Genomic DNA, 23,706 nt, shown 5'->3' with positions numbered 1-23,706 from the left:
CATGACCTGGTCCGACGAACTCGCCGATGCGCGGCTCGAGAACGAGACCGTGCTGCTTCGACCCCTTCAGGCGCACGATCGCGACGCTCTCGCGCAGATCGCCTTCGAATCCGACATCTGGACGTACTTCACCACCCGGATCGACGCCGAGGCCGATCTCGACGCCTTCATGACCACCGGCCTCGCCGATATCGCGGCCGGGCGCCGCTACGTTTTCTCGGTGATCGAGAAGGCGAGCGGCCGCGTCGCGGGCTCGATGTCGTTCGGCAACCTCGCCGAGGCGGACCGCCGCATCGAGATCGGCTGGTCGTGGCTCGGACGCGATTTCAGGGGGCGCGGGGTCAACGCCGCGGCCAAGCACGTCCTTCTGCGCCACGCCTTCGAGCGCCTGGGCTGCGAGCGGGTGGAGTTCAAGACCGACGTGCTGAACGACCGGGCCCGGCGCGGCCTGCGCAACATCGGCGCCGTCGAGGAGGGCGTGCTGCGAAGCTTCAACTACATGCCCGGCGGGCGGCGGCGGGACGCAATCTTCTATTCCGTTCTCCGCGCCGAATGGCCTGCCGTCTCGGAGCGGTTGCAGGCGCATCTGGAGCTCGCCTGATGCGACGCGTCCCGGTCATCGCCTTGCGCGGGCCGCCACGGCTGCGCGGCGAAGCGCACGGTCGCGCCGCAGGCGACCGCATCCGCGGCTTCCTCCACGACGGGCACGCCTGGCTCGATCGTCTGTCCGCGCGACAGCCGTTCGACCGGGCGCGCGCCTCGGAGGATCTCGCCGGGATCGCGCGCGCGATCGCGCACCACACGCCCGATCTCTGGAGCGAGATCGAGGGGCTCGCGATCGGCGCGGGCGTCCCGCTCGAGGACGCCGTCCTGCTGCAGGCGCGGCGCGAGCTGATGGGCTACAGCCGTTTCGACACGCTGGGCGACTGCACCACGATCGCGGTTGCGGAGAACGGACGCTCCGTCCTCGCCCAGACCGTGGATCTGGCGGGCCCGATGGACGAGCAGCTCCACGTCCTCGAGACGAGCGGCGAAGGCATCGCGGGCGGGCGCGCCGTGATCGTCACCTTCACGGGTCTTCTCGGCTATCTAGGCATGAACGCGGCGGGTCTCGCGGTCGGCCTCAACCTGGTCCTCGCCGGCGAATGGGGCGCGGGGGTGCCGCCCTACCTCGTCATCCGCCACCTGATCGATCGCGCGCGCGACGTTCCCGAGGCCCTCGCCATGCTGGAGACGCTGCCGCTCGCCTCGTCGCGCAGCTTCATGCTCTGCGACCCGCGCCGCGTCGCCTGCGTCGAGGCGGCGCCGGGACGGCTGCGCGTGATCGAGGGTGCGCGCCTCGCCCATGCGAACCATTTCGAGCACCCCGACCACCTCGCGGACGACACCCTCAACATCTTCGCACGCAACGGCTCGACAGCGCGTCGACGGGCGGCTGCGTCGCTGATCGACGCCTTGCCGGACGACGCCGAAGCGATCCTCGACGCGCTGGCGCAGCCCCCCGTCAACGTGCGTCCGCCCGCCGGCTTCTCGCGGGAGCGGACCGTCGCGGCGGTGGTTCTCGAGCCGGCGGCGGGGCGCATCACTCTGCGTGGCGGCGATCCGCGGCGCGGCCCCGGCCTCGTCCTGAGCGCACGAGCCCAATATCCCAATGCGGAGGCCCTGCCATGAACGCGTCGGACCATCTCGACGCCGCGCCGCTGTTCGATCCCGCCGTGCTGGCGCTGCCGCTGCTCGAGGAGCGGCATCGACGGCTGGCCGAATCTCTTCAGGGGTGGGTCCGGGACTCCCGCGACGAGGTGCGCCGCATCGCCGGCTTGGCGCCGGAGGCGGCCGCACGGGGCTTCGTCGCGCTCCTCGCCCGGGACGGCTGGCTCGCGGCCGCGATCCCCGCGGAGCCGGGCGCGCCCTGGGACCTGCGGGCCGTCTGCCTGTGCCGCCACGCCTTCGCCTGGCTCGAGGACCTCCTTGATTTCTCCTTCTCGATCCAGGCGCTGAGCGCCTTCGCGATCGGGCTCGGAGGCCACGCCCATGCGGGCGCGGTGAGGGCTCTTCGCGAGGGTCGTGTGATCGGCGCGTTCGCGCTCACGGAGCCGAGCGTCGGGTCCGACCTCGCCCGGATCGCCACCACGGCGCGGGCGGAGGGGGACCGCTTCCAAATCGACGGCGAGAAGGCGTGGATCGCGCATGCCGGCGTCGCCGACCTGTACTGCGTCCTGGCGCGGACGGGCGTCCCGGGACCGCTCGGGCTCAGCCTCGTCGTCGTCGACGCCCGCGCTGCGAGCGGCCTCGCCACGGAGCCGGTGGCGCTGGTCGCGCCGCGAGCGATCGGTCACCTGCGGCTCTCGGGGTGCGAGACGCCGCGCGCGGCTCTCGTCGGGGAGGAGGGCCTGGGGCTGATGCTCGCGGGAGAGACGCTCGATGCGTTCCGCCTGACCGTGGCCGCAGCCGCCTCCGGGTTCGCACGGCGTGCGCTGCAGGTCGCGCTCGGGCATGCGCGCGAGCGGATCGTGAAGGCGGGCCCGCTCGCGCGCACGCAGCTCGGCGCGACGCGCCTCGCGCGCATGGCGTGCGCCGGGAACGGGGTGACGCTCGTCGCGCTGCAGGCGGCCTGGGAGGCCGACTCGGGCCAGCCGAGCGCAGCGGTGCGTTCCTGCATGGCCAAGGTCGTCGGCACCGAAGCGGCGCAGACGATCGTGGACGACGCGTTGCAGCTGTGCGGCGCAGCCGGCTGCGCGCTCGGCAGCGAAACGGAGCGGCTCTACCGCGAGATCCGGGCGCTGCGGATCTACGAGGGCACGACGGAGATACAGCTTCTCGCCATCGGCGATGCGCTCGCCGACGGCGTGCTGACCTGAGAAAGCGCGCTCCATGACCCTCTTCAACGAGCTCTTCTGCGAGAAGGGCCGCTGCGCGCCCCGTGCGCGGCTCGTCTGCTTTCCGCATGCGGGCGGCACCTCCGACGCCTTCCAGCCGTTTCGCGCGCGTCTCGATCCGGACGTGGAGCTCCTGGTTGCGCGCTATCCGCACGAAGCGGGAGCCGGGCAGGCCGACGCCATACCGAGCCTCGCGGCGAGCCTCGCCGACGCACTCGGCGCGCTCGAGCCAGCGCCCACCGCCTTCTTCGGCCACAGCCTCGGCGCGCTCCTGGCCTTCGAGGTCGCGCGCCGTCTCGGCGAGGCGCATACGCCGGCGCGCCTGTTCCTCTCGGGATGCCGGGAACCGAGCCTCGTCCCGTCGCCCTTCGTCCGCCGCGCCGTGACGCTGCCGGATGCCGATTTCGTCGAGGCGGTGGCGGAGCTCGGCGGTCTTCCTGAGGACGCGCTCGCCGACGCCGACGTGCGCGCCTATCTCGCGGCCATGCTGCGCGCGGACTTCGCTCTCGTCGCGTCCTACCGCCTCGCGCCGGAGCCGATCCTCGACGTGCCCTTCACGCTTCTCGCCGGCGCGGAGGACATGCACGTGCCGATCGACTCCGTTCGCGGATGGGAGCGTGTCACGCGTGCGCCTGTGCGCATGCAGGTGTTCCAGGGAGGGCACTTCTTCCCGTTCCTGACCGAGAATTGCCCCACTATAGTGGCCGAGATCGAAGGCTGCTTCGCGGACGATGCGCTCTCGCTGACGATCTGATCGGAGACGACCCCGCGATGCCCCGAGCCGAGCCCGAAGCGCCCGCCCACCCGACCCATGCCGTCGGCATGGCCGATCCCTATCCCTACTACGCCGGCCTGCGCGCCCGCGGTCCGGTGCTGCGCGACGAGGCGAGCGGGCTCATCCTCGCCACCACGAGCGCCGCCGTGCGAGCCGTCCTGGCGGCGCCGCAGGCGCGCGTGCGCCCCCCGGGGCAGCCGGTGCCGCCGGCCATCGAGGGCTCGCCCGCCGGCGCCGTGTTCGGGCGGCTGGTACGGATGACCGACGGCCAGGCGCAGGCCCAGCGCAAGACGGCGATCGTCGCGGCGATCGCCGGCTGCGATCCGGAGGCGATCGCCGCGGACGCGCGATCGCGGACGCGGGCCGCGGTCGAGGCGTCGTCCAAGGACTCCTCCGCGCCGCCGACGCCGACCGACCTCGCCTTCCGCATTCCGGTCGAGACCGTCGCCGCGCTCTGCGGCTATCCCGCGGAGCGCGCGAGCGCCTTCGCAGCCCTGGTCGGGCGCTTCGTCGGCGCGATCTCGCCCATTGCGACGCCGGCCGAGGTCGAGGACGCGAAGCGCGCCGCCGCTGCGCTGCTGGACGAGACGCGCGCCTTGTGGCGGCGGCCGGGACACGGCCTGGCGCACGCCGTCGCCGACGAGCTCGACCGCGCGCGGCCCGGCGACGAGGAGGCGCGCGACGCCAACGTGATCGGGCTCATGTCGCAGACCTACGACGCGACGGCGGGCCTCGTCGGCAACGCGCTCGTCGCGCTCGCCCGTCATCCGGACGTCGCGGCGCGCCTCGGAGCCGATCCCGGGCTCGCGGCCGGCGTCGTACGCGAGGCCGCGCGGCACGACGCGGCCATCCAGAACACTCGTCGCGTGCTGGCGGACGCGGCCGAGATCGCCGGGGTGGCGCTCGCGCCGGGCGACACGGTGCTGCTGCTGCTCGCGAGCGCCAACCGGGACGAGGCGGCGAACCCCGAGCCCGACGTGTTCGATCCCGCGCGCCGCGACCCCGTCCTGCACACCTTCTCGGAGGGCGCGCACCGCTGTCCCGGCGCGGGGATCGCGGTGGCGATCGCGACGGGCATGATCGCCGGGCTGTCCGAGATCGGCTTCTCGCCGGCGCGGATCGCGCTCGACCGGCTCGCCTATCTTCCCTCGGCGAACGCCCGAATTCCCGTCATATCCGGAGGGTGGTAGTCGCCGGCCTCGGGGCGATTTCCACGCGGGTACGGAGCGAGCGCGCCACGATGCAGCGGGCGTGGGCGCGCGCGTGCAGGTCCACGAGCGCGTCGTCGCCGAGCATCGCCTCGAAGTCGACGCTCGGCGACAGACGCGCCCAGGCGAGGCTCATCCCGCCGTCCGCGTCGGTCGCGAGCCTACCCTCCGCGGCGTCCTCGTAGATGCGCACCACGAGGCCCTCCTGCGAGGCCAGATGAAGAAAGAACAGCATGTGGCAGCTCGCCAGCGCCCCGAGGAGCGCCTCTTCTGGGTCGAGGGCGAGGGGATCGGCATGCGGAATCGGCACCAGGTGCGGTGACGCCGAGGCCTTGATCGCGTGGCCTCCATCCGGCATCCAGAGGTGCCCGCGGGAATAGGCGCCGTCCATCCGGGTCTCGCCGGTCCAGACGATGCGCGTTCGGATCGCGCTCCGGCTCGTCATAGGATCAGCACGTCGAGCGCGCCGTCGGGCTCGGCCGTCGGCATTCCGGCCGGAGCGTCGGGAAGCGGTATCCGCCCCGCCTCGACGAAGCGCGCGAAGCTGCAATAGCCCGTCCAGACGCGCTCCCACGCCGCATGCATCTCCGCCTCGCCGAAGCTGCGGCGCACGTCGTCGAGGTAGGTGATCACGATCTCGGCCGATTGCCGCGCATGGCCCGAGGATGCGTTGTCGATGGACAGGTGCGCCTCCTCGTAGATGGCGTCGAAGCCGTGCGCCTTCAGCTTCTGGATCTCGTGGAGCCGCAGCTCGCCCAGGCCGAACATCTCGATGGCGAGATTGTAGCCGACGATCTCCGGGTAGAATGTGTCCGGGAACAGCGCCAGCGACAGCTGGTGAAGCGCGAATCCGTAGAGCTCGTCCGCAAACTCCGTCTCGTTCCGGAACTCCGGATCGGCGATGTGCGGAAGGCTCACGCCCATGCCGGCGAGGACGCGGCAGATCAGCGTGATGTGGTTCTTGCGCGTGTCGCCCAGGCCCATTTCGTCGGCGTGGATCGCGAAAAGTCGCCCATCGCTCGGGCGCTCGAAGGCGCTCACGGCGCCGATGCGCCAGGACCAGCTTCCGTCGATCAGGTTGCCGAGCGCGAAGGCTTTCTGCTGAGCGATGACCTCGTCACGACTCGGGACCGCCTCGAGCGGCGTGTAGGGCGTGACGAGCTTGTCCCAGTAGATCGCATCGACGCGGGCGAGCAGCGCGTCGGGGGAATAGGGGAAGAACGAGCCGTCTGTGTAACGGCCCTGAGCGCCGGCCTCGAACAGGAACCGAGCGGTCTCCAGGTTGGCCGCCGCGATGGAGCGCGCCGGGGCGAGCACGTGCGGATGGAGTTCCACGTTCACGAGGCGGTGGAACGTCTCCCGCGGATCCTCGAGCTCGGCGTCCGCGATCGCGATCTCTGCGAGCCGGCCGGCCTGCAGGACGGCGAGATCGGCCAGACCCGCGGGATCTTCCGGTCTAGGCTCGCTCAGGTCGATGGGCCCGTCGGCCGTCTCGCGCGCCGTGCGGGACCACAGCGCGAACAGCTCCGCCTCCTCGGCATCGAAGATCCCGAACATCGGCCCGCCGAATTTCAGCGCCTGTACGAAACGGCACGAGCCGCCGGAGGTGGTTCGCAGATGCGAAGACGCCTTGAAGGCGCGCATGAACGCCTCGATGTCGACATCGGGACGCGAGAACGTCTCCGACATGGCGACCCCGCCGACGCGGACGCGCCGGTGCTGGGAGCCGGCCATCGGCGCATGGCGTCGCACAAGCGCCGCGACCCGCGAATCGAGGCTCTGGCCGGCCGTGCGCGTCGCGAGCTCCGCCAGCAGAGCTGCATGGCGGCGCTCGATGGAGAGCGCCGCGGCGGCCCCGTGAAGGACGCGCCGCGCCGTCTCGTCCGCGTCCGCCCGACCCGCCTCGGCCATGATCGTCTCGAGAAGGAAGCGCCCGTCTTCCGCCGTCGGCGCGTCCGGAGCGTCGAGAAGCGCCTGATCGAGGCCGATCGCGTGGAAGGCCACCTCGAAGCCGACGACCTCCGGCAAGTAGGTCAGCGAGAACCGGCCGAGCGCGAGCATGAAGGACGCCGCGAGCGACGTGGTGGGGCTCGCCTGGACCGCGTCGACGAAGGTCGTGGCCGCGCACGAGGGCAGAACGACGCCGCGCCGCTCGAGCCCGCGGCGGCGCTGCGCAGGCGCGGAGCGCTCGGGAATCCCTTCGCCGAGCCAGTGCCAATGCCTGCCGAAGGCGGCGTTTGCGGTCTCGCCCGGCTGGGCGGCCGGCTGGCTCGTTCCATCGAGCCAGCCGCCGGCGAGAAGGGCCAGCGGCGCGCGCTCGCGCAGGACCGCCGCATGGACCCGTGTCTCGGCGCCCGCGAGCGCGTCGCTCACCGTGCGCGCACAGGCCACACCCTGCTCGACGGCGTAGGCGATGAGCGCATCCGCATCGAGCCGCCCCGGCGCGGGAAGCGTCGCGGCGACCAGATCCGCGTCCGGCGCCAAGCTTTCGAGCCGCGCGGCGACGACGCGGCGCGCGACGTAGAAGCTCGCCTCACTCTCGCGGTCGCGGAGAAGCCGCCGCAGAACCTCCGCGGCCCCGAGCCCGATCACGGCCTCGCCTTCCTCGATCGCGCCGGCGCTGAAAACCACCTTCTTGCGGCGCGTGCGCCAGGATTGTGAGAGCGCGAGCATGGGGTCCTCCCTTGAACTCCCTGATGGCGACCGGCGAAATGAGCCGATGCATTTGCTCGATAGCCTACGACCGGAACGCGAGACGTCGCCTGATCGTGAAAGCACCGTGAATTCGCGCCCGCCGCGGTTTACGGCCGCGCGTGCGGCGGCGTGACGGGCGCGCCGCGCCGTTGGCCTAAAGGTTAGGCGAGCGCGGACGGCTGTTCGACCGCGCGGCGGCGTTCTGGCGAGGTGACCCGTGCCGACACGAACGGACAGGATCGACGAGCCCATTGCGCGAGACGGGGTCGCGCGCGCGCATCTTCACGGACTCGCGTATCGGCTCGGGGGAATCGAGCGTCGGTGCGCCGAGACGCCCGGCATGGAGGCGCTGTTCACGGGCTGCGACCTGCCCTACGATCCCGATCTCCTAGGGCTCGACCGGTACTTCGTCGCGGACGAACCGCTGGCGCGCACCGCTGCGCTGAGCGCCGGCGAAAGCCTCGCCGCGTCCGATCTCGATCCGCACGAGATCGACGCTCTTCTCCTGTGCGCGACCCGGATCGCCGGCGAGCCCGCGGATCACGCCCGGCTGATCGGCGACATCGCGCGCACGGTCGGCGTGTCGGACGCCTGGGCCGCCGGGGTGACCGCCGCGCGCTGCGCCGGTCTGATGGCGGGGCTGAGGATGGCGGAGGGCCTCGTGGCCAGCGGACACCGCCACGTTCTCCTGGTCGCCGCAGACGCGGCGCATGGACCGCAGGATCGCCTGCGGCCTTTCGCCTTGTTCTCGGACGGCGCGGCGAGCTGCGTTCTGAGCGCCCGCGACGCGCGCCGGGCTGGCTCGGGTTTCGACCTCATCGCGATGTCCGGCGGCGGCGACGTCGCCCGGATGGACGAGGGCGCCCGCCTGAGCGCGGAGCTCAACGCACGCGTCGACGACATGCTCCTGCGCCGCAGCGGCACGCCGCGCGGCGGGGTGCGCGCCGTCATGCCGACGAACGTGTTCCGCCCGGTGCTCGCCATGTCCGAGATCCAGGGCGGCTGGGCGCCCGAGCAGCTCTATCTCGACAACGTGGCGCGCTGCGCGCACTGTTTCGCGGCGGATCCGATCGTCAACCTCGCCGACTACGCGCGTGCCGAGACGCTCGCGCCGGGAGACCGGATCGTGCTCGCGGGCTCGGTGCCCGGTCTGCGCATCTCGGCGATGCTCGCCGCCGCGACGGGCGCGGTCTGATCTCGAAGCCGTCCTATCCGATGCGTTCGGAGGAGCCAGACATGACTGCACGCGTCCCGCACGATCCCGGACCCGCCTTTCGCGCGCTGCACAGACGCGGCGATCCCTTCGTTCTCGCCAACGCCTGGGACGTCGGGTCGGCGCGGATCATGGCCGCGCTCGGCGCCCCGGCCATCGGGACGAGCTCGGCCGGATACGCGGCGACCCTCGGGCTGCCGGATTTCGGGCCGGATGCCCCGGGCCGCGACCGCATGCTCGCGCATGTCGAGGATCTGGTGCGCGCGACGCCGCTTCCCGTCTCCGCCGATCTCGCCGACGGTTACGGAGAGGCTCCGGACGCGGTCGCCGAGAGCGTTCGGCTCGCCTGCGAAGCGGGCGTCGCGGGGATCTCGATCGAGGACGTCGATCGTACGGGTCTCGCGTACTCCGCGGACCTCGCGACCGAGCGCATTCGGGCCGCGGTGGCGGCGGTACGCGCGGCGCCGCGCGATCTGGTGCTCGTCGCACGGGCCGACGGGCTCTTCGCCCGCTGCTACGATCTGGAGGAAGGTCTGTCGCGACTGCGAGCCTTCGAGGCGGCCGGCGCCGATTGCCTGTACCTGCCCGCGCCTCCGGATTTCGAGTCCCTCGCCCGCATCTGCGCCGGAACCGCCCTGCCCGTGAACGCGCTCGTCTCCGGCTCCTTCGCCCAGCTGCCGCGCACGGCATTCGCGGAGATCGGCGTCGCGCGCCTGTCGCTCGGCTCGGCCTTGGCGCGAAGCGTCCTCGGCGCGCTCGTCTCGACCCTAGGCGATATCGTTGCGAAGGGCGACTTCAAGCGTCTGTCCGCGGCCCTGCCGCAGGCCGAGCTGGAAACGTTGCTTGCGCGCGGGACCGTGTGAGCCGTTCTCGTGCACGCGGCATGTGCTCCGGACGATCAGCGAGTACTTGCCGGTGGTCCACCGCGGTGGTACACACGCTGACGGCAAGCGGCGCTGAAAGCCTTGCTCTGCTTGGGTTCTACCCGCAAGCTGGGGAGTTCAATCCTCTCCGGCAGCACCAGCCTGAAACCCTACGTTCAGGCCAAATCCAAGCAGGACCTCGGCTTTCCACCTCGCCTTTGGTGCACGAAGGTGGTCCACATGGTCCTGTTCATGACCCGCCCGAGAAAGCACCCGAAGACCGGCGTCTACGAGTTCCGCAAGCGCGTTCCCGAGCGGCTCCGCGCCCTCGTCGGCAAGAGCGAGGTCAAGCGCTCGCTCAGGACCAAGGACCCGGCGCTCGCCCGCGAACGCCACGGGTTCGTGGCCGCCGAGGGGGCCGGCGCCTGGGCCGCGCTCGAGCGCGCCGAGGGCGTCTCCGAAGCGAGGGCTCCCGCGCCGCTGCGCCGCACACACAAGCAGATCGTCGCGCTCGCGGGAGAGTTCTATCGAGCGGCGCTGGCTCGGCGAAGGCGGCATTCGCCGTGGCGCCCGGCTGGGCGGCGACGGCGCGCGGATGGACGAGGGCGCCCGCCTGAGCGCGGGCTCGACGCCCGCGTCGACGACATGCTCGTGCGCCGCAGCGGCATGCCGCGCGCTGGGGCGCGCGCCGTCATGCCGACGAACGTGTTCCCTCCGGTGCTCGCCATACAGGCAATCACACGTCGAGGTTCGACACGCTCAGCGCGTTGTCCTGGATGAACTCGCGCCGCGGCTCCACCACGTCGCCCATCAGCTTGACGAACAGGTCGTCCGCATCGGCCACGTCCTTGACCTTCACCTGGAGCAGCGAGCGCACCTCGCGGTCGAGCGTCGTCTCCCAGAGCTGGTCCGGGTTCATCTCGCCCAGCCCCTTGTAGCGCTGGAGCGTGATGCCTTTCTGGCCCACCGCCATCGCCGCCTCGAACAGGGCCATCGGCCCGTAGAGAACACGCGTGTCGGACTTGCGCACCAGCTCGACCGGACGATCGTAGATGTCCTGCAGCTTGCCGGCGCGCTCGTCCAGGCGCTGGGCGTCCTGGCTCTCGAGCAGGGCCGCGTCGAGCGCCTCGACCTGGGTGACGCCCCGCAGCGTCCGGGTGAAGACGAAGCCGCTCTCGCGGACCTCCCCCGTCCAGCCGCGCTCGGTCTCCTCGGAGATCGCGTCGAGGCGCCGGGCGACGTAGTCCGCGGCCTTCTGCGCCGCCTCCGGATCGTCGACGAGCTGCGGGCGCAGCACGCCGGCGATGGCCGCCTGCTCGACGATGAAGCGCCGGTAGCGGCTGTGCAGCCCGTTGATGATGTTGCGGACGGTGCGGGCCTCGTCGACGAGCGCCTTGAGCTGCTCGCCCTGGAAGGTCACGCCGGTCGCGAGCTTGAGCTGCGCGTCGGCCATGCCGGTCTCGATGAGGTAGTCCTCGAGCGCCCGCTCGTCCTTGGCGTAGATCGAGCTCTTGCCGCGGCCGACCTTGTAGAGCGGCGGCTGCGCGATGTAGAGGTGCCCGCGCTCGATGAGCTCGGGCATCTGCCGGAAGAAGAACGTCAAGAGAAGGGTGCGGATGTGGGAGCCGTCCACGTCCGCGTCCGTCATGATGATGATCTTGTGGTAGCGCAGCTTGTCCGGGTTGAATTCCTCACGCCCGATGCCGGTGCCGAGCGCGGTGATCAGCGTGCCGATTTCCTGGGAGGAGAGCATCTTGTCGAAGCGCGCGCGCTCGACGTTGAGGATCTTGCCGCGCAGCGGCAGCACCGCCTGGTACTCGCGCGCGCGGCCCTGCTTGGCCGAGCCGCCGGCGGAATCGCCCTCCACGATGAAGAGCTCGGACTTGGCCGGGTCGCGCTCCTGGCAGTCGGCGAGCTTGCCGGGCAGCGAGGCGACGTCGAGCGCGCCCTTGCGGCGGGTGAGCTCGCGGGCCTTGCGCGCCGCCTCGCGGGCGGCGGCGGCCTCGACCACCTTGGAGGCGATGGTCTTGCCCTCGGCGGGATGCGTCTCCAGCCAGTCGCGCAGCGCCTCGTTGACGACGTTCTCGACCGCCGGGCGCACCTCGGAGGAGACGAGCTTGTCCTTGGTCTGCGAGGAGAACTTCGGGTCCGGCACCTTCACGGAGACGACCGCGGTCAGCCCCTCGCGGCAATCGTCGCCGGTGAGGGAGACCTTCTCCTTCTTGGTGAGACCCGTCGACTCGGCGTAGCTCGTGATCTGGCGCGTGAGCGCGGCGCGAAAGCCCGCGAGGTGGGTGCCGCCGTCGCGCTGCGGGATGTTGTTGGTGAAGCACAGCACGTTCTCGTGGTAGCTGTCGTTCCACCACAGAGCGACCTCGACCGCGATGCCCTCGCGCTCGGACTTGAGCATGATCGGCTGCTGCACGAGCGGGGACTTGGCGCGGTCGAGATAGCGCACGAAGGCTTCCGTGCCGCCCTCGTACATCAGCTCCTCGCGCCTCTTCTCCGCATGGCGATTGTCGGAGAGGATGATGCGCACGCCAGAGTTCAGGAAGGCGAGCTCGCGCAGGCGGTGCTCCAGCGTGCCGTAATCGAACTCTACCATGGTGAAGGTCTGCTGCGAGGGCATGAACGACACCTCCGTGCCGCGCTGCCCGTTCGCGTCCCCCACGACCGCGAGCGGCGCCACCGGCACGCCGTCGCGGAACTCCATGAAGTGCTCCTTGCCATTGCGCCAGATGCGCAGGCGCAGCCAGGTCGAGAGCGCGTTCACGACCGAGACGCCCACCCCGTGCAGGCCGCCGGAGACCTTGTAGGAGTTCTGGTCGAACTTTCCGCCCGCGTGCAGCTGGGTCATGATGACCTCGGCCGCCGAGACGCCCTCGCCGGAATGGATGTCGGTGGGGATGCCGCGGCCGTTGTCCGAGACCGTCACCGAGCCGTCGGCGTTGAGCGTCACGTTCACCGCCGTGGCGTGGCCGGCGAGCGCCTCGTCGATGGCGTTGTCGACGACCTCGTAGACCATGTGGTGCAGGCCCGAGCCGTCGTCCGTATCGCCGATATACATGCCCGGGCGCTTGCGGACGGCGTCGAGGCCCTTCAGCACCTTGATGGATTCGGCGCCGTAGGCGTCGGTGTCGAGATTGGTCGCAGGCTCTGCCATGAACGGGTCCCTGAGGCGCGCCGCGGACATGCGGCGGGAGCGCCCCCTCACGAGTTCGATTCGTCTCAGTTATGTAGGCGCTGCGGCTTGATTTTTCACCCTCCGCGCGACACGCGCGCGCGCCCGGGTGCCTTCTATACACGGGTTTTTGGGGGGATGCACGTGGGTGTCCGGGGTCAGCACATATGAGACGCGGCGGGGCTCCCGGCAGCTGGTTTGGAGAGGTACGCGGCGGGTGGTCGTCCGGCAAGGGCTCCATGCGGTCTGTGGTGGTTGTAGAGGTGCTGGAAGGCGTCGATATGGGGATTGAGGGCCTCGACGCCGGCGGGGAGGTCGTAGACGGCGTAGAATTCGTAGCGCCAGGCGGCGTTGCAGCGCTCGACGCCGCCGTTGAGCTTGGGGCTCTTGGGCGGGAGCTCGTAGAGGACGAGGTTCTTGTCGGCGCAGGCCTGCTCGAACTCGGCCTTGAACTCGGAGCCGCCGTCGACCTGGATCGCCTTCACCGGGAAGGGCATCTCGGCGAGGACCTTGTCGAGGAAGAGGGCGGCGGCCTTGGCGGTGGCGCGCCGGAAAGCCTTTGCGACGGTCCATTTGGCGACGGGGCAATAGGCGGTGAAGTGCTTGACGTGGCACTCTGGCGCGATCTGGACGTAGACGGTGTCGATCTGGACGATGGCGCCGGGCGCGTCGGCCTTCAGTCCCTTGGGCAGTCGCAGGGCATGACGGCGCCTGGCGGTCCAGCGCTTGGTCTTGGCGGCCTTGCGGGCGATCGGGACGGGCTGGGCGCGTCCGCGTGCGACCAGGTGGGCGATGATGCGCCCCACCGTCCTGTCGGAGACGGCGAAGCCTTCGAGGCGCACGAGCGGCCCGATCTTGGCGCGTCCCCACATCGGGTAGTCGTCGCGCAGGCGCTCGACGGCGCGGACCAGCTCGGACGTCCAGGACTTGGCTCGCATCCGGTGCGGGCGACGGCTGCGCGGCCGAGGGTCCTTCTCCCAGCGATACAGCGTCGAGCGCGGCACGCCGACGGCCTGCGCGGCCTCCTCGGCCCCGAGCCCGGCGCGCATCGCACGACGCCAGCGCATCACCGCGTCGCGTCTCATCGTCGCTGCGATATCGAAGGTCTTCGCGCCGATGAGACGCGACGCGACCCGACCGTTTCTGATAACCTGACGGGGCAGGCCGAAAACCTGCATCGGGGATCTCCTGAAGCTCGTGTTGTCGCAAACCCAAGCTTCCGGGATCCCCGATCCCGTTCAAGGCCTCAGCGTCTCACTTCTGTCCGACCCTACACAGGGGGGGGGGCTTCGGGGTGGCTCACGCGCCAGCCACTCCGGCGCCGCCTACCTGTGCCCGCCGGGATGCGAGCTGGAACGCGAGGATGCCGAGCGTGGCTGCCCCGGCCGAGAGCGGCAGGGCCATCGTGCCCAGATGCGGGATCAATGCAGCCACGACCGGGGCCGTCACCAGGATGCCGGCATTGCCGAGCTGCGTGTAGCACCCGCTCAAGCGGGCCACGTGCCCGGAATAGCGAGGGCGATGAGGACGATGACGCATCCTGCGACGAGCGCCGTCGTTGCACTCGAGCGTCGGAGGACCGCGCTCGCTCCGAGGGTCGCGATCAGCCAGACCACTGGCAGCGACACCGAGAGCAAGGCGACAGCTTCGGGGCGTAAGCCGTAACGCAGAGCTGCTTCACCGGGGAACAGCGTCAGAAGCGCCGTCGTCGTCCCCGAATGGCAGGCGAAGGACAGGGCGGCGAGGCCCCCCGCATCGAGGCGTATCGGCACGTAGGCGGCGAGCGGAGGCAGGCCCCTTCCGATCGATCGATCACGGCGCTCGTCGCGCAAGGCTCCTCTCAGCGGCGCAAGTGCCAGCGCGAGGATGAAGGGGACGAAGAGGATCACATGGACGCGAAGGAAGGTGGCGGGCGCGGCCGAGGCGAATCCGGTAGCGGCGAGAGCCTGGCTCGCGACGAAGGCGACGCCGAAGAAGCTCGCCCATATCGCCAGGACGGTGGTTCTGTGCTCGGCGGGTGCGATACGCGACATGAGGCCCGGCGCCGCCGTCACGACAACGAGATGCGCCGTGCTTTCCAGCACCCGGATCGCGCCTAGAGCCGGGAAAGTCGGTGCGAACGTCAGCGCGAGACCGGCCGCGAGGGCGACGAAGGCCGCCGCCGCAAGTGAACGTGCGAGCCCGGCGCGGACGACGAGATCGCCGACGACCATTCCGAAGACGAGCCCGCCGGCACCGATTACCGAGACGAGGAGCGTCGCTGCGGGAAGGGTAACGTCGTACCACTCCTGGACGGCGCCCAGGACCGGGATGAGCTTGGAGATCTGTGCCGCCGCGCCGACCCCGGCACAATAGATCGCTGCCAGCACTAGAATACGGTTCAGGGTCATTCGATGCGATCCGTGCGAACCGTCGAGGCTTCCGCCGCCTCCGCGCCCGGGCGGTAAACGGCGACCCGGTCGACCGCCTTGAGGCGTTCGGCGATCGCGAGCGCGATCGCGACAGCAGCCGCGCACATCAGCGCGCCCGCGAGCGCCCAGTTGCCGGCGACCGTCCAGAGGGAGTGCTCGATCGCGAGCATTGCCGCGAGCCCGAGCCCTGCGGCGACGCCTACGGCCTCGACCGTGGCGAGGCGCCCGAAGCCTCCGCCGAGCGTGGTGGTCGCCGTTTCGGCGACGATGGTGTCGAGCGCGGGGACCGTGACGGCCTCGCTGGCGGCGATGATCAGGGCGACGACGAGGGCGATGGCGAGGCCGGCTCCGGCGGGCGCGACCCCGAGCAGGAGAAGCCCGAGCGGGACGCCTATCGCGGTCGCTCCGAACAGGTTCGTCCTGGCGAAGAGGTCGACGCGCGCCAGCGCCACGCCGGCGACGACAAGGAGGACCGCAGACAGCAGGGACTGGACGACGAGGAAGGTGGCGGCCGCGCGCAGGTCGGCATGGTGCACGGCGTACAACGTCGCAAGCCCGACCGTTATCGCATTGAGACCCGTCCAGACCAGGATCCACATCGCCGCGATCAGCGCCGGGACCCCCTTCGGCAGCGCCGCCCCTTTCGCCGGATGGCCCGCTCGCCCGACCGGTGCCTCCGGACGACCGGGCTCGGTCGTCATCGGGACGAGAAACAAGATCAGCGTCAGGGAGGCCAGCGCGGTCCCGACGACGACGATCCAGGCGTCCGGGGCGAAGAAGAGCCCGACGACCGCCGGGCCGGCGGCGATTCCGAGCGTCTTCGCGCTTCCGAGCAGCCCGAACGCCTGGGCGCGTCTCCGCGGCCGATTGCGCCTCGCGACGAGCACCCGCAGGGCGACGTTAGCCGTTGGATTCAGCGTCGCGAGGGCGAGCAGGAAGGCGAGGGCGCTCGCCCCGGACGGCGCCGCGAAAGCCCATGCTCCAGCGCCCCCGGTTGCAGCTGCAGTTGACCAGAGTATCGAGCCTGCACCCAGCCGGTCCGTCAGCCGGCCGATCGGCCACGACAGCAAGCGTCCCCCGAGTGCCGCGATCGCGACGAGCCCGAGGCTCCCCGCAGGTGCGAGGCCGAGCATCGGGCTCACGGCGACCGCCGCGAACGGCATCACCGCATAGAAGGACATCGAGACCAGCGCGCGAGCGGCGAGCAGGCGTGAGTTGTCCATCAACGCTTTCCGAAGCGGCACGAGCCAGGTTCGCGGTCTTCTCGGAAAGCGCGCGGTCATTTCGCGGCGGCCGGAGGCGTCAGCCCGTACGCATCGACGACGCACCGCGCCGCGTCCCGGACCGCCGGCGGATAGGTGAATCCGCCGGTCTCCTCGAAGACGGCGAGCGCCGTTATCGCATTGAGCACGTCCGGATCCCTGAGGTTCTGCAGGCTGAAAGCCGGCACGCCGGGTCCCCCGAGACCGGCCCCGTGTGCCGCGGCGATCAGCTCGGCTATTCCGGGCAGATCATGAACCACGATCCGATGCAGCAACGGGTCGCGAAAATAGGCGGATCGCATGCCGCTCCAGGAGTGGTCGAGAAAGCGCATCCGCAGGTCCGCCGCCTGGGATTCCAGGATGTTGACCGTCCCGCACGCGTGGATCTCGAGATCGATTCTCCGGTTGGTCACCGTCAAGCGTGCGGAGAACGGGCGCCCTACGTTGCGGCCGTCGTGGTTCATAGAGGCGAGCGTCTCGCGCTCCGCCGAAGGAAGCGCGAGGCCGCGGCTCGCGAGGACGGCGAGGCTTCCGCGGTTCTCGAGCACGAAGCCCTTCCATTCGCAAAGGACCCGCCGGCCGGAGCGCAGCGTCATCCAGCCGCTCCCCTTCGCCGACCGCTCGAGGCTCGCGCCGAGCCGCGCAGCCAAGCGTTCGATGCTGCCGTCCCCCTCGACGCGAATCCCGCGCAGCGACAGACGCCATTCGGGTGCGAGACGCTCCTGGTCCTGGATCCACCGCACGACGTGCTCGAGGCCGACTCGCTCCTCGTGAAACGCATCGACGCTGAGCCGCACGGCGAGCGGTGTCGCCGCACCGGCGTGCGCCGCGCGCAATGCCGCGATCGCATCCGCCGGCGACGTCGCGTGGAGGAGCGAGATCCCGGCGGTGTACAGTTCCACCGGCAGGGCGCGCTCGGCGCATCGGCGCAGAGCCTCCTGTACGAAGGCAGGCTCGTCGAGCGGCTCGCCGCCGCCGCAGATCACGAGACGTCGCGCCTTCGCCGCGATCAGCCAATCGACCAGGTCCACCGGATGCTCCGCGACGAGCCGGGCCTCCGAGGGGCCGCGTTTCCGAGCTCCGAAGCTGCAATGGGCGCAGCCGATGGAGCATAGCCGCGTCGGCCAGGCGAAGGCGGTGTGGGGTGCGGACGGGAGCGGCTGCGCTTGCGGATCGATGAGCGGCAGGATGCGCGCCCGCAAGGACCGCAGCGCCGTTGCACCGTCAACCTGCATGGCGCAGCTCGATCACGGAGTAGACCTCGTAGCCCACGTCGCGCGCAAATGCCGTCCGGGAGACCAGTCCCGCAGCGCGGGCGAGGGCCTCGAGATCGTTGCCGACGCGGGCGAACACGTCGGATAGGAACAGGTAGGCGCGTCCGTTCGCAGCGAGAACGCGGGAGAGATCCGCGATGAAGCGGTGCGTCGCCCCGAGCCGCTCGTCGAAGAGCGCGCCTTCGAGCGGGTGCTTCGGTCGGCCCGGCAGGAGAGGCGGACAGGCGGTCACGACGTCGAACGGCCCTTCGTCGATCACCCCAGAGAGGCCATCGCCCAGGACGAAGCTGGCGCGGTCGGCGAGATCGTTGGCGGCCGCGTTGTGCTGCGCGCATCGTACTGCGGCGGGCAGGATGTCGACGCCGAGCGCACGGCATCCTCGCTTGGCGAGATACAGGGCGAAGACGCCCGAGCCGGTGAACACGTCGAGTGCCCGCGCTTCTCGCGGAAGCTCGATCTCCTCCAGGCACGCCAGCATGATCGCCGACGTCTTCGTATGCTGCGGGCAGAAGAAGACGTTCTCGTCGATGCGCAGGTCCAGCCCGGCGAACGCGACCTGGTAGGGATGCGCACGCTTGCGCAGGCGCGACAAGAGCTGCTCGGCCGGCGCAAGATCGAAGGAAGTTGCTTTTGAAGTCGCATGGCGACTCCTCCCGGCTGCACAGCCGGTTAATGTACAGAGCTGACGCGGGATCATACTACAATCCGAACACGCGCTAGATGCAATAAGGAAAAACTATTTGATCAAGGTTGCGATTTAGAAGGCTCCATGATACCGAACCGAAGGTTGAAAGGAGATAAGTATGTCCGACCGTTTGGTGACAGTCATATCCGGATCTTTCCGCAAACATCTTAGTCAGCTCTACATCCTTCGGGATGAGCTGGAAGCGAGGCGCGTCGACGTCCTGTCTCCGATCGGTAGCGCAGCTATCAACGAGGGCGAGGAGTTCATAATTCTTGATAATGACCCTATTGAAGATCACCGAACTTTGCAAGATGCTGTATTTGCAAAAATTAGACGATCATCATTCCTGACCGTGTGCAATATAGATGGTTACATCGGTAAAGCCGCCACTCTCGAAATCGGCTACGCGATCGCGCATGGTCTCCAGGTGTTGACGTGGGAGCCGGCAGACGATCCGAATATCGCTGCATATTCTCGAACTCTGGAGCAAGTTTTTGGGCCGGAGCTCATTGAAGCAGTCAAGACGAGGTATCATCATGCCCACCATCGTTGATTTCGGAAGTCGGTCGATAAAGATCTTCATTTCAGATTGCAGCAATCTTAGATCGCAAATTGCCTCGATCAATTGGTGTCCCTTGGAACCGACTACCAGTAGCACCGACATCGAAGCCGCGCTGGAGGACCTGGGTCGACGGATGCTGGGGGCGCCAGAGCCGTTCCTGGCCATCGGTACCGCGTTCGCGCGTCGCTCTCCTCGGCTGCGGGCGCAGATCGAGGAGTTTTGTGCGGCACGTCGCTGGCGCTACGAGACGGTGACCCAGGAGCGCGAGCTGGATCTGATCGCCCGTGCCTTCGCCGGCTCGACAACGGGGCGCGACGTCTTCAACGCCGGAGGCGGGAGCATTCAGATCGCTGCCGCGGACGGTGCGCATACGATGCTCGACTTCGGCATCTCGGACCTGAACGCACGCTTCGGCCTCAACCTGGCGGTCGCGGAGCGGCGCATGGACGCATGCGTCTCCTGGCTCGCCGATCGCATGCCCCGCGCGCAGGCGCCCTTCGTCTATACGGGCGGTGAGGCGACCTACCTCACCGCGCTGGGAGTTCGGCTCGACGCCGATGGGCGCTGTGACGCCACCGTGTTCCGACGGCTGGCCACACGTCTCGCCGGAACGGAGCCGGAGGCGCTCGAGCAGCTGTCGCCCTTCGGGCCGCGTTGGATGACCGGCGCGGTCGCCTCGAACTGCATCGTTCTCGCCGCCCTCCGAGTGCGCGAGCTGGATCATTTCTTTGCGAGCGACGCAAACGTCGCAGACGGGCTCGCGCTCGCCTACGCGGAGGAAAGCCGTGGCCGCTGACCCCTTGATCTTCGACGCGGACGACACTCTCTGGGACGAGCAGGCGACGCTCCAGGCCTTCGAGCGGGAGATCGCCGCAATCGTGACCCGGATCGCCGGGCCGCAAAGCGACTTCATCGCCCGCTTCCTGGAAGCGGAGGAGCGCAACATTCCCCATATCGGCTATGGCTTCGCGAGCTATACCTACAGCCTCGCAGAGACGCTCTCGGCATTTCCCGAGTACCCGCATCTACGCGAGGATGTGCTCGGGGCCTACCGCGGTCTCTACGATCGTCTTGCCAACGAGCCGCCCCCGCTCTTCCCGGGCGTGCAGGAGACGCTCGGGGAGCTGCACAGGCGCGGCCACAGGCTGTTCGTGCTCACGCGCGGTATCCCGGGCGAGCAGAAGCACAAGCTCGACCTTTCGGGCCTCGCGTCGTTCTTCGAGGACGTCCGCATCGTTCAACGCAAGGACGCAAGAGCGTTCTACGGCCTGTGCCACGATCACGGCCTCGACCCTGCGCGAACGACGATGATCGGCAACAGCTTGCGATCGGACATACACCCGGCGCTGAAAGCCGGTCTGTCCGCGATCTGGATTCCCGCCGAGACGCCCTGGCAGCATGATGCGGCTGCGGAGCCGCCCCCGGCGGGCGCACAGCGGATCACACGCTTTGCCGATCTCGTGAAGGCCCTCGCTCCAGCCTGACGCTTCCTCTTCAAACGCGAATGCCGATCGTTCGCCGTACGCCGATGCCGCTTCCCGTGTGCATGGCCGAGCCCTCGGGGCCGATCGGCCGCGGCCATCTGCCCCGGCCGACCCTTCCGCCGTCTCGCGCGTTGTCCCGCTTTCACGGTGCCAACGGACGAGGAGCCCCCCATGCCCGAGAAGGGAACCGCTCAGGCGCAGGCCGATCCGCAGAACCCGCCGCCGCTGTCGGACAAGGCGCTCGCCGTGTTCGCCTTCGCGGCCTATCACCAGCTCGAGAGCGGGGAGCCCGTCACCGGCGTGGTGCGCCGCGACGGGGCCGGGCACAAGGCCGACGAGGAGGCGATCGCGGAGCTGCGCGAGGCCGGGCTCGTCAAGGTCGAGGAGAACCGGGTGTTCTTCTCCGATCAGGGCGAGGCGGTGCTCGGGGCCCTGATCGGGGCCCTGCGCACCGTCGGCGGGACCTCCTGAGCCGCGCCCAGCCGCGTCGCGACGGTCCACCAGCCGGGTCGCGCCGTCGCGAGGCGCGCGGCGGCGGACGCCGCCGCGGCGTCGGTCTCGAAGAGGCCGAAGACGGTCGCGCCCGAGCCCGACATCCGGGCGAGCCGGCAGCCGGGCGTCTTCGCCACGGCGTCGATCGTGCGGGCGATGGCGGGGGCGAGGCGCGTGGCCGGCGCTTCGAGGTCGTTGCCGGCCTCGCGCAGGCGCGCGATCAGGTCGCGCGGCGTGTCCCCGGCCGACGGCGTCGGTGCGGGCGGGCGCGACAGCGTCTCGCCCGGCGGGAGAGCGAGATCGCGGAACACCGCGCGCGTCTCGACCGGAACGCCCGGATTGACCAGCACCGCCGACAGCGCCGGGCAGGGCAGCGCCGGCCCGAGCGCCTCGCCGACCCCCTCCATCACGCACACCCGCCCCGCGAGGCAGACGGGGACGTCCGCGCCGGTGTCCCGCGCCGCGTCGACGACGCGCGGGTCGTCCGGGGCGAGCCCGTTCGCCCGCGCGAGAAGGCGCAAGGCCGCCGCCGCGTCGGCGGAGCCGCCGCCGATGCCCGACGCGACGGGCAGGCGCTTGGTCAGGCGAAAGGCGCCGAGCGTGAGGCCGGGGACGCGCGCGGCCAGCGCGCGGGCGGCCTTCGTCACCAGGTTGTCGGGGTCGCCGGCGAGCGCCCGCGCGCCCGGGCCGTCGACGACGAGCGAGAGCGCGCCGCCCGGCGTCAGTACGAGGTCGTCGCCGATCTCGGCGAAGGCGACGAGGCTCGAGAGCAGGTGGTAGCCGTCGTCCCGCCGCCCCAGCACGGCGAGCGTCAGGTTCACCTTGGCCGGGGCGAAGGCGGCGAGGACGTCCTGCGAGACCGGCGCGGCCACGGCGGGATCAACCGCCGTCGGCCCCGCCGCCGCCGGGCGCTTCCGCGGCGGCCGGCGCGGGCGCGTCCTCGAGGCCGACGTCCAGCTTGCGCAGGATCGTCTCGCGCTCCTCCTCGTCGGGATCGTTGTCGAGCGCGTGCTGCCACTGGAAGCGCGCCTCGAGCCGCCGCCCCACCCGCCAATAGGCGTCGCCCAGGTGGTCGTTGATCACCGGGTCCTCGGGCTTGAGCTCCACGGCCCGCTCGAGCTCGCGCACGGCGTCCTCGTAGCGGCCCAGCCGATAATAGGCCCAGCCGAGGCTGTCGATGATCATCCCGTCCCGCGGCGAGAGCGCGACGGCCTCCTGCAGCATCTCGAAGGCCTCCTCGATGTTCATCCCCATGTCGACCCAGGAATAGCCGAGGTAGTTCAAGACCTGGGCGCGCCCGACGGGCGACGAATCGGGGACGAGATCGAGCGCCTGCTTCAGGTCCGCTTCGGCCTTCGGCCACTCCTTGGCGCGCTCGTAGGAGGCGCCGCGGAAGTAGAACAGCGTCCAGTGCGCCGCGGTGGGCTCGCCGATCATCTCGATGGCGGTCGTGTAGTATCGCGCGGCGGTGCGCCAGTCCTGACGCACGCGCAGGATGTTCGCCAGCGCGGTGACGACCTCGAGATCGTCCGGCTGCTCGGCCATCAGCCGGCGCAGGCGGCTCTCCGCCTCGGCGTTGCGCTCCAGCCGCTCCAGGGCGTGGGCGATCTCGATCTCGGCGGTGACGTGGAGCGGCGAGCCGCGCGGCACCTCCTCGTAGAGCGCGATGGCGGAGTCGCGCCGGTCCATGCGCTCGAACACGTCGGCGAGGGTGATCAGCGTCATCGCGTGCTCGGGCGCGAGATGCAGCGCGAGCCGGAGATAGATGATCGCCGGCATCTCGTCGCCCTGCATGTTGCCGGCGGAGCCGAGCGCGTAGAGCACCTCCGCCGCGCCCTCGGCGATCGAGGGCGCCGGGCGCTCGGGCCGCTCTCCGGCGCGCAGGGACGCGATGCGGGCCTCCGCCAGCGGGTGGCGGGGCACCTGCTCGAGGAAGGTCTCGTAGATGCCGATCGCCTCCTCGGTCCGGCCCCGCCGGGAGACGTGGCGGGCATAGGCGTCGACGACGGAGAGGGCGGTCGGCTGCATCTCGTAGGCGGCGGAGAGCCGCGCCTCCGCCTCGTCGGGCTGGCCCAGGAAGGAGGCGAGGAGCCCGCCGTGATAGAGCCGGAAGATCTCGAAGGCGGGCTCGCCGGCGAGCGCGTCCACCGCCTCGAGCGCGGCCGCGTCCTCGCGGGCGCCGGCATGGGCCCAGGCGGCGAGCAGCGTCGCGGTGAGGTCCGCGGCGCGGGCGCCGGACGCGTCCTCGAAGCGGCCGAGCGCATCGTCCCAGCGCGCGGCCTTGAGGTCGCGCACGCCGAGCGCGAGCCGCGCGAGGCCGTTGTCCGGATCGTCCTCGAGCATCCGCGTCGCGACGCGGAAGGCGTCGTCCATGGCGCCGTCTGCGAGGAAGGCGACGAATCCGCGCTCGCGCAGCTCGGGGTTCTCCGGGTCCTCCAGCATCGCCTCGCGCAGGAAGGTCGCCGCCGCCGCGGGATCGCGGGCGAGGCCGGCGATGTAGCCGGCGAGGTAGTTGCCCTCCAGCGTGCGCGCGGGCTCCACCGCGCCGCCTTCGCGCGCCTGCGCGGGGGCGAGGCCGCCGGCGAGGAGCGTGGTCGCGACGAGCGCCGCGGCGAGCGTCCGCAGGCCGGGGCGGCGGGAACGTCCGTTCAGGAAAGCGAGCAAGGGCAATGGCTCCGCTGTCGCGCGCCGTCGCGAAAGGACATGGGGCGCGCGGGGTCCTCGAT

General features: G+C 70.5%; 23 protein-coding genes. 12 read left to right on the top strand and 11 right to left on the bottom strand.

Translation table 11 applies throughout. The annotated features are described in order from the left end of the window. Position 1: 1 nt before the first annotated feature. The 5 genes from ABL310_RS00860 to ABL310_RS00840 are packed head-to-tail and all read left to right on the top strand — an operon-like array spanning position 2 to position 4,841. Positions 2-601 carry a GNAT family protein gene (locus ABL310_RS00860; protein WP_349369837.1) on the top strand — a complete coding sequence of 200 codons (600 nt, stop codon included), beginning with the start codon at positions 2-4 and terminating at the stop codon, positions 599-601. Beyond that, positions 601-1,671, top strand: a complete 1,071-nt coding sequence (locus ABL310_RS00855) for a C45 family peptidase (RefSeq protein WP_349369836.1) — start codon at positions 601-603, stop codon at positions 1,669-1,671. Before ABL310_RS00860 ends, ABL310_RS00855 begins: the two co-directional genes overlap by 1 nt. Beyond that, on the top strand, positions 1,668-2,858 hold the full coding sequence (locus tag ABL310_RS00850; RefSeq protein ID WP_349369835.1) for an acyl-CoA dehydrogenase: 1,191 nt from the start codon (positions 1,668-1,670) through the stop codon (positions 2,856-2,858). The genes ABL310_RS00855 and ABL310_RS00850 overlap by 4 nt, the downstream gene beginning before the upstream one ends. Before the next feature lie 13 nt (positions 2,859-2,871). Then, complete coding sequence (locus ABL310_RS00845; protein ID WP_349369834.1) at positions 2,872-3,630, top strand: alpha/beta fold hydrolase; 759 nt, start codon at positions 2,872-2,874, stop codon at positions 3,628-3,630. Between the two features lie 17 nt (positions 3,631-3,647). Continuing rightward, positions 3,648-4,841 (top strand): cytochrome P450, encoded by a 1,194-nt coding sequence (locus ABL310_RS00840; RefSeq protein ID WP_349369833.1) that lies wholly within the window; start codon positions 3,648-3,650, stop codon positions 4,839-4,841. Here ABL310_RS00840 and ABL310_RS00835 read toward each other — a convergent pair. Both ABL310_RS00835 and ABL310_RS00830 read right to left on the bottom strand, forming a co-directional pair. Beyond that, positions 4,822-5,304 carry an OsmC family protein gene (locus tag ABL310_RS00835; protein ID WP_349369832.1) on the bottom strand — a complete coding sequence of 161 codons (483 nt, stop codon included), beginning with the start codon at positions 5,302-5,304 and terminating at the stop codon, positions 4,822-4,824. The genes ABL310_RS00840 and ABL310_RS00835 overlap by 20 nt on opposite strands. Next, positions 5,301-7,532, bottom strand: a complete 2,232-nt coding sequence (locus ABL310_RS00830) for an iron-containing redox enzyme family protein (protein WP_349369831.1) — start codon at positions 7,530-7,532, stop codon at positions 5,301-5,303. Before ABL310_RS00830 ends, ABL310_RS00835 begins: the two co-directional genes overlap by 4 nt. Before the next feature lie 361 nt (positions 7,533-7,893). Here ABL310_RS00830 and ABL310_RS00825 point away from each other — a divergent pair, with 361 nt between their 5' ends. The 3 genes from ABL310_RS00825 to ABL310_RS00815 all read left to right on the top strand — a co-directional run bounded on the left by ABL310_RS00825 (position 7,894) and on the right by ABL310_RS00815 (position 10,409). Beyond that, on the top strand, positions 7,894-8,748 hold the full coding sequence (locus ABL310_RS00825) for a 3-oxoacyl-[acyl-carrier-protein] synthase III C-terminal domain-containing protein (RefSeq protein WP_349369830.1): 855 nt from the start codon (positions 7,894-7,896) through the stop codon (positions 8,746-8,748). 41 nt (positions 8,749-8,789) lie between these two features. Beyond that, on the top strand, positions 8,790-9,629 hold the full coding sequence (locus ABL310_RS00820; protein ID WP_349369829.1) for an isocitrate lyase/phosphoenolpyruvate mutase family protein: 840 nt from the start codon (positions 8,790-8,792) through the stop codon (positions 9,627-9,629). Between the two features lie 240 nt (positions 9,630-9,869). Beyond that, the gene (locus tag ABL310_RS00815; RefSeq protein WP_349369828.1) at positions 9,870-10,409 is read left to right on the top strand and encodes a DUF6538 domain-containing protein; all 540 of its coding nucleotides are present in this window, start codon (positions 9,870-9,872) and stop codon (positions 10,407-10,409) included. Here ABL310_RS00815 and gyrB read toward each other — a convergent pair. From gyrB to ABL310_RS00780, 7 genes are all read right to left on the bottom strand, one after another. Next, positions 10,366-12,792 (bottom strand): DNA topoisomerase (ATP-hydrolyzing) subunit B, encoded by a 2,427-nt coding sequence (gyrB, locus tag ABL310_RS00810; RefSeq protein ID WP_349369827.1) that lies wholly within the window; start codon positions 12,790-12,792, stop codon positions 10,366-10,368. The genes ABL310_RS00815 and gyrB overlap by 44 nt on opposite strands. A 176-nt stretch (positions 12,793-12,968) precedes the next feature. Beyond that, positions 12,969-13,895, bottom strand: a complete 927-nt coding sequence (locus ABL310_RS00805; RefSeq protein ID WP_349369216.1) for an integrase core domain-containing protein — start codon at positions 13,893-13,895, stop codon at positions 12,969-12,971. A gap of 214 nt (positions 13,896-14,109) precedes the next feature. Then, a complete protein-coding gene (locus ABL310_RS00800; protein ID WP_349369826.1) occupies positions 14,110-14,301 on the bottom strand; it encodes a hypothetical protein in 192 nt (63 codons plus the stop codon). Beyond that, positions 14,298-15,200, bottom strand: a complete 903-nt coding sequence (locus tag ABL310_RS00795; RefSeq protein ID WP_349369825.1) for an MFS transporter — start codon at positions 15,198-15,200, stop codon at positions 14,298-14,300. The genes ABL310_RS00800 and ABL310_RS00795 overlap by 4 nt, the downstream gene beginning before the upstream one ends. Then, a complete protein-coding gene (locus ABL310_RS00790) occupies positions 15,197-16,444 on the bottom strand; it encodes an MFS transporter (RefSeq protein ID WP_349369824.1) in 1,248 nt (415 codons plus the stop codon). The genes ABL310_RS00795 and ABL310_RS00790 overlap by 4 nt, the downstream gene beginning before the upstream one ends. Before the next feature lie 56 nt (positions 16,445-16,500). Next, positions 16,501-17,718, bottom strand: coding sequence for a radical SAM protein (locus tag ABL310_RS00785; protein ID WP_349369823.1), 1,218 nt, complete (start codon positions 17,716-17,718; stop codon positions 16,501-16,503). After that, positions 17,708-18,454 carry a methyltransferase domain-containing protein gene (locus ABL310_RS00780; protein ID WP_349369822.1) on the bottom strand — a complete coding sequence of 249 codons (747 nt, stop codon included), beginning with the start codon at positions 18,452-18,454 and terminating at the stop codon, positions 17,708-17,710. Before ABL310_RS00780 ends, ABL310_RS00785 begins: the two co-directional genes overlap by 11 nt. 106 nt (positions 18,455-18,560) lie before the next feature. On the opposite strand from ABL310_RS00780, the gene ABL310_RS00775 reads away from it, so the two are divergent. The 4 genes from ABL310_RS00775 (at position 18,561) to ABL310_RS00760 (ending at position 20,959) form a co-directional block, all read left to right on the top strand. Continuing rightward, positions 18,561-18,995: a hypothetical protein gene (locus ABL310_RS00775; protein ID WP_349369821.1), complete on the top strand. Its 435-nt coding sequence runs from the start codon at positions 18,561-18,563 to the stop codon at positions 18,993-18,995. Then, positions 18,979-19,800, top strand: coding sequence for a hypothetical protein (locus tag ABL310_RS00770; RefSeq protein ID WP_349369820.1), 822 nt, complete (start codon positions 18,979-18,981; stop codon positions 19,798-19,800). The genes ABL310_RS00775 and ABL310_RS00770 overlap by 17 nt, the downstream gene beginning before the upstream one ends. Next, complete coding sequence (locus tag ABL310_RS00765; RefSeq protein ID WP_349369819.1) at positions 19,790-20,488, top strand: HAD family hydrolase; 699 nt, start codon at positions 19,790-19,792, stop codon at positions 20,486-20,488. The genes ABL310_RS00770 and ABL310_RS00765 overlap by 11 nt, the downstream gene beginning before the upstream one ends. A 171-nt stretch (positions 20,489-20,659) precedes the next feature. Beyond that, positions 20,660-20,959, top strand: a complete 300-nt coding sequence (locus ABL310_RS00760; protein WP_349369818.1) for a hypothetical protein — start codon at positions 20,660-20,662, stop codon at positions 20,957-20,959. On the opposite strand, the gene ABL310_RS00755 is transcribed toward ABL310_RS00760, so the two are convergent. Next, positions 20,896-21,852 (bottom strand): 4-(cytidine 5'-diphospho)-2-C-methyl-D-erythritol kinase, encoded by a 957-nt coding sequence (locus tag ABL310_RS00755; RefSeq protein ID WP_349369817.1) that lies wholly within the window; start codon positions 21,850-21,852, stop codon positions 20,896-20,898. The two genes, ABL310_RS00760 and ABL310_RS00755, sit on opposite strands and share 64 nt — an antisense overlap. Before the next feature lie 7 nt (positions 21,853-21,859). Beyond that, entirely contained in the window at positions 21,860-23,644 is a 1,785-nt protein-coding gene (locus ABL310_RS00750; protein ID WP_349369816.1) for a tetratricopeptide repeat protein, read from the bottom strand. Positions 23,645-23,706 lie beyond the last annotated feature (62 nt).

The organism is Salinarimonas sp. (assembly GCF_040111675.1).
GTDB lineage: Bacteria > Pseudomonadota > Alphaproteobacteria > Rhizobiales > Beijerinckiaceae > Salinarimonas.
The sequence above is the reverse complement of the archived record's forward strand: the minus strand, read 5'-3'. Positions and strand labels throughout refer to the sequence as shown.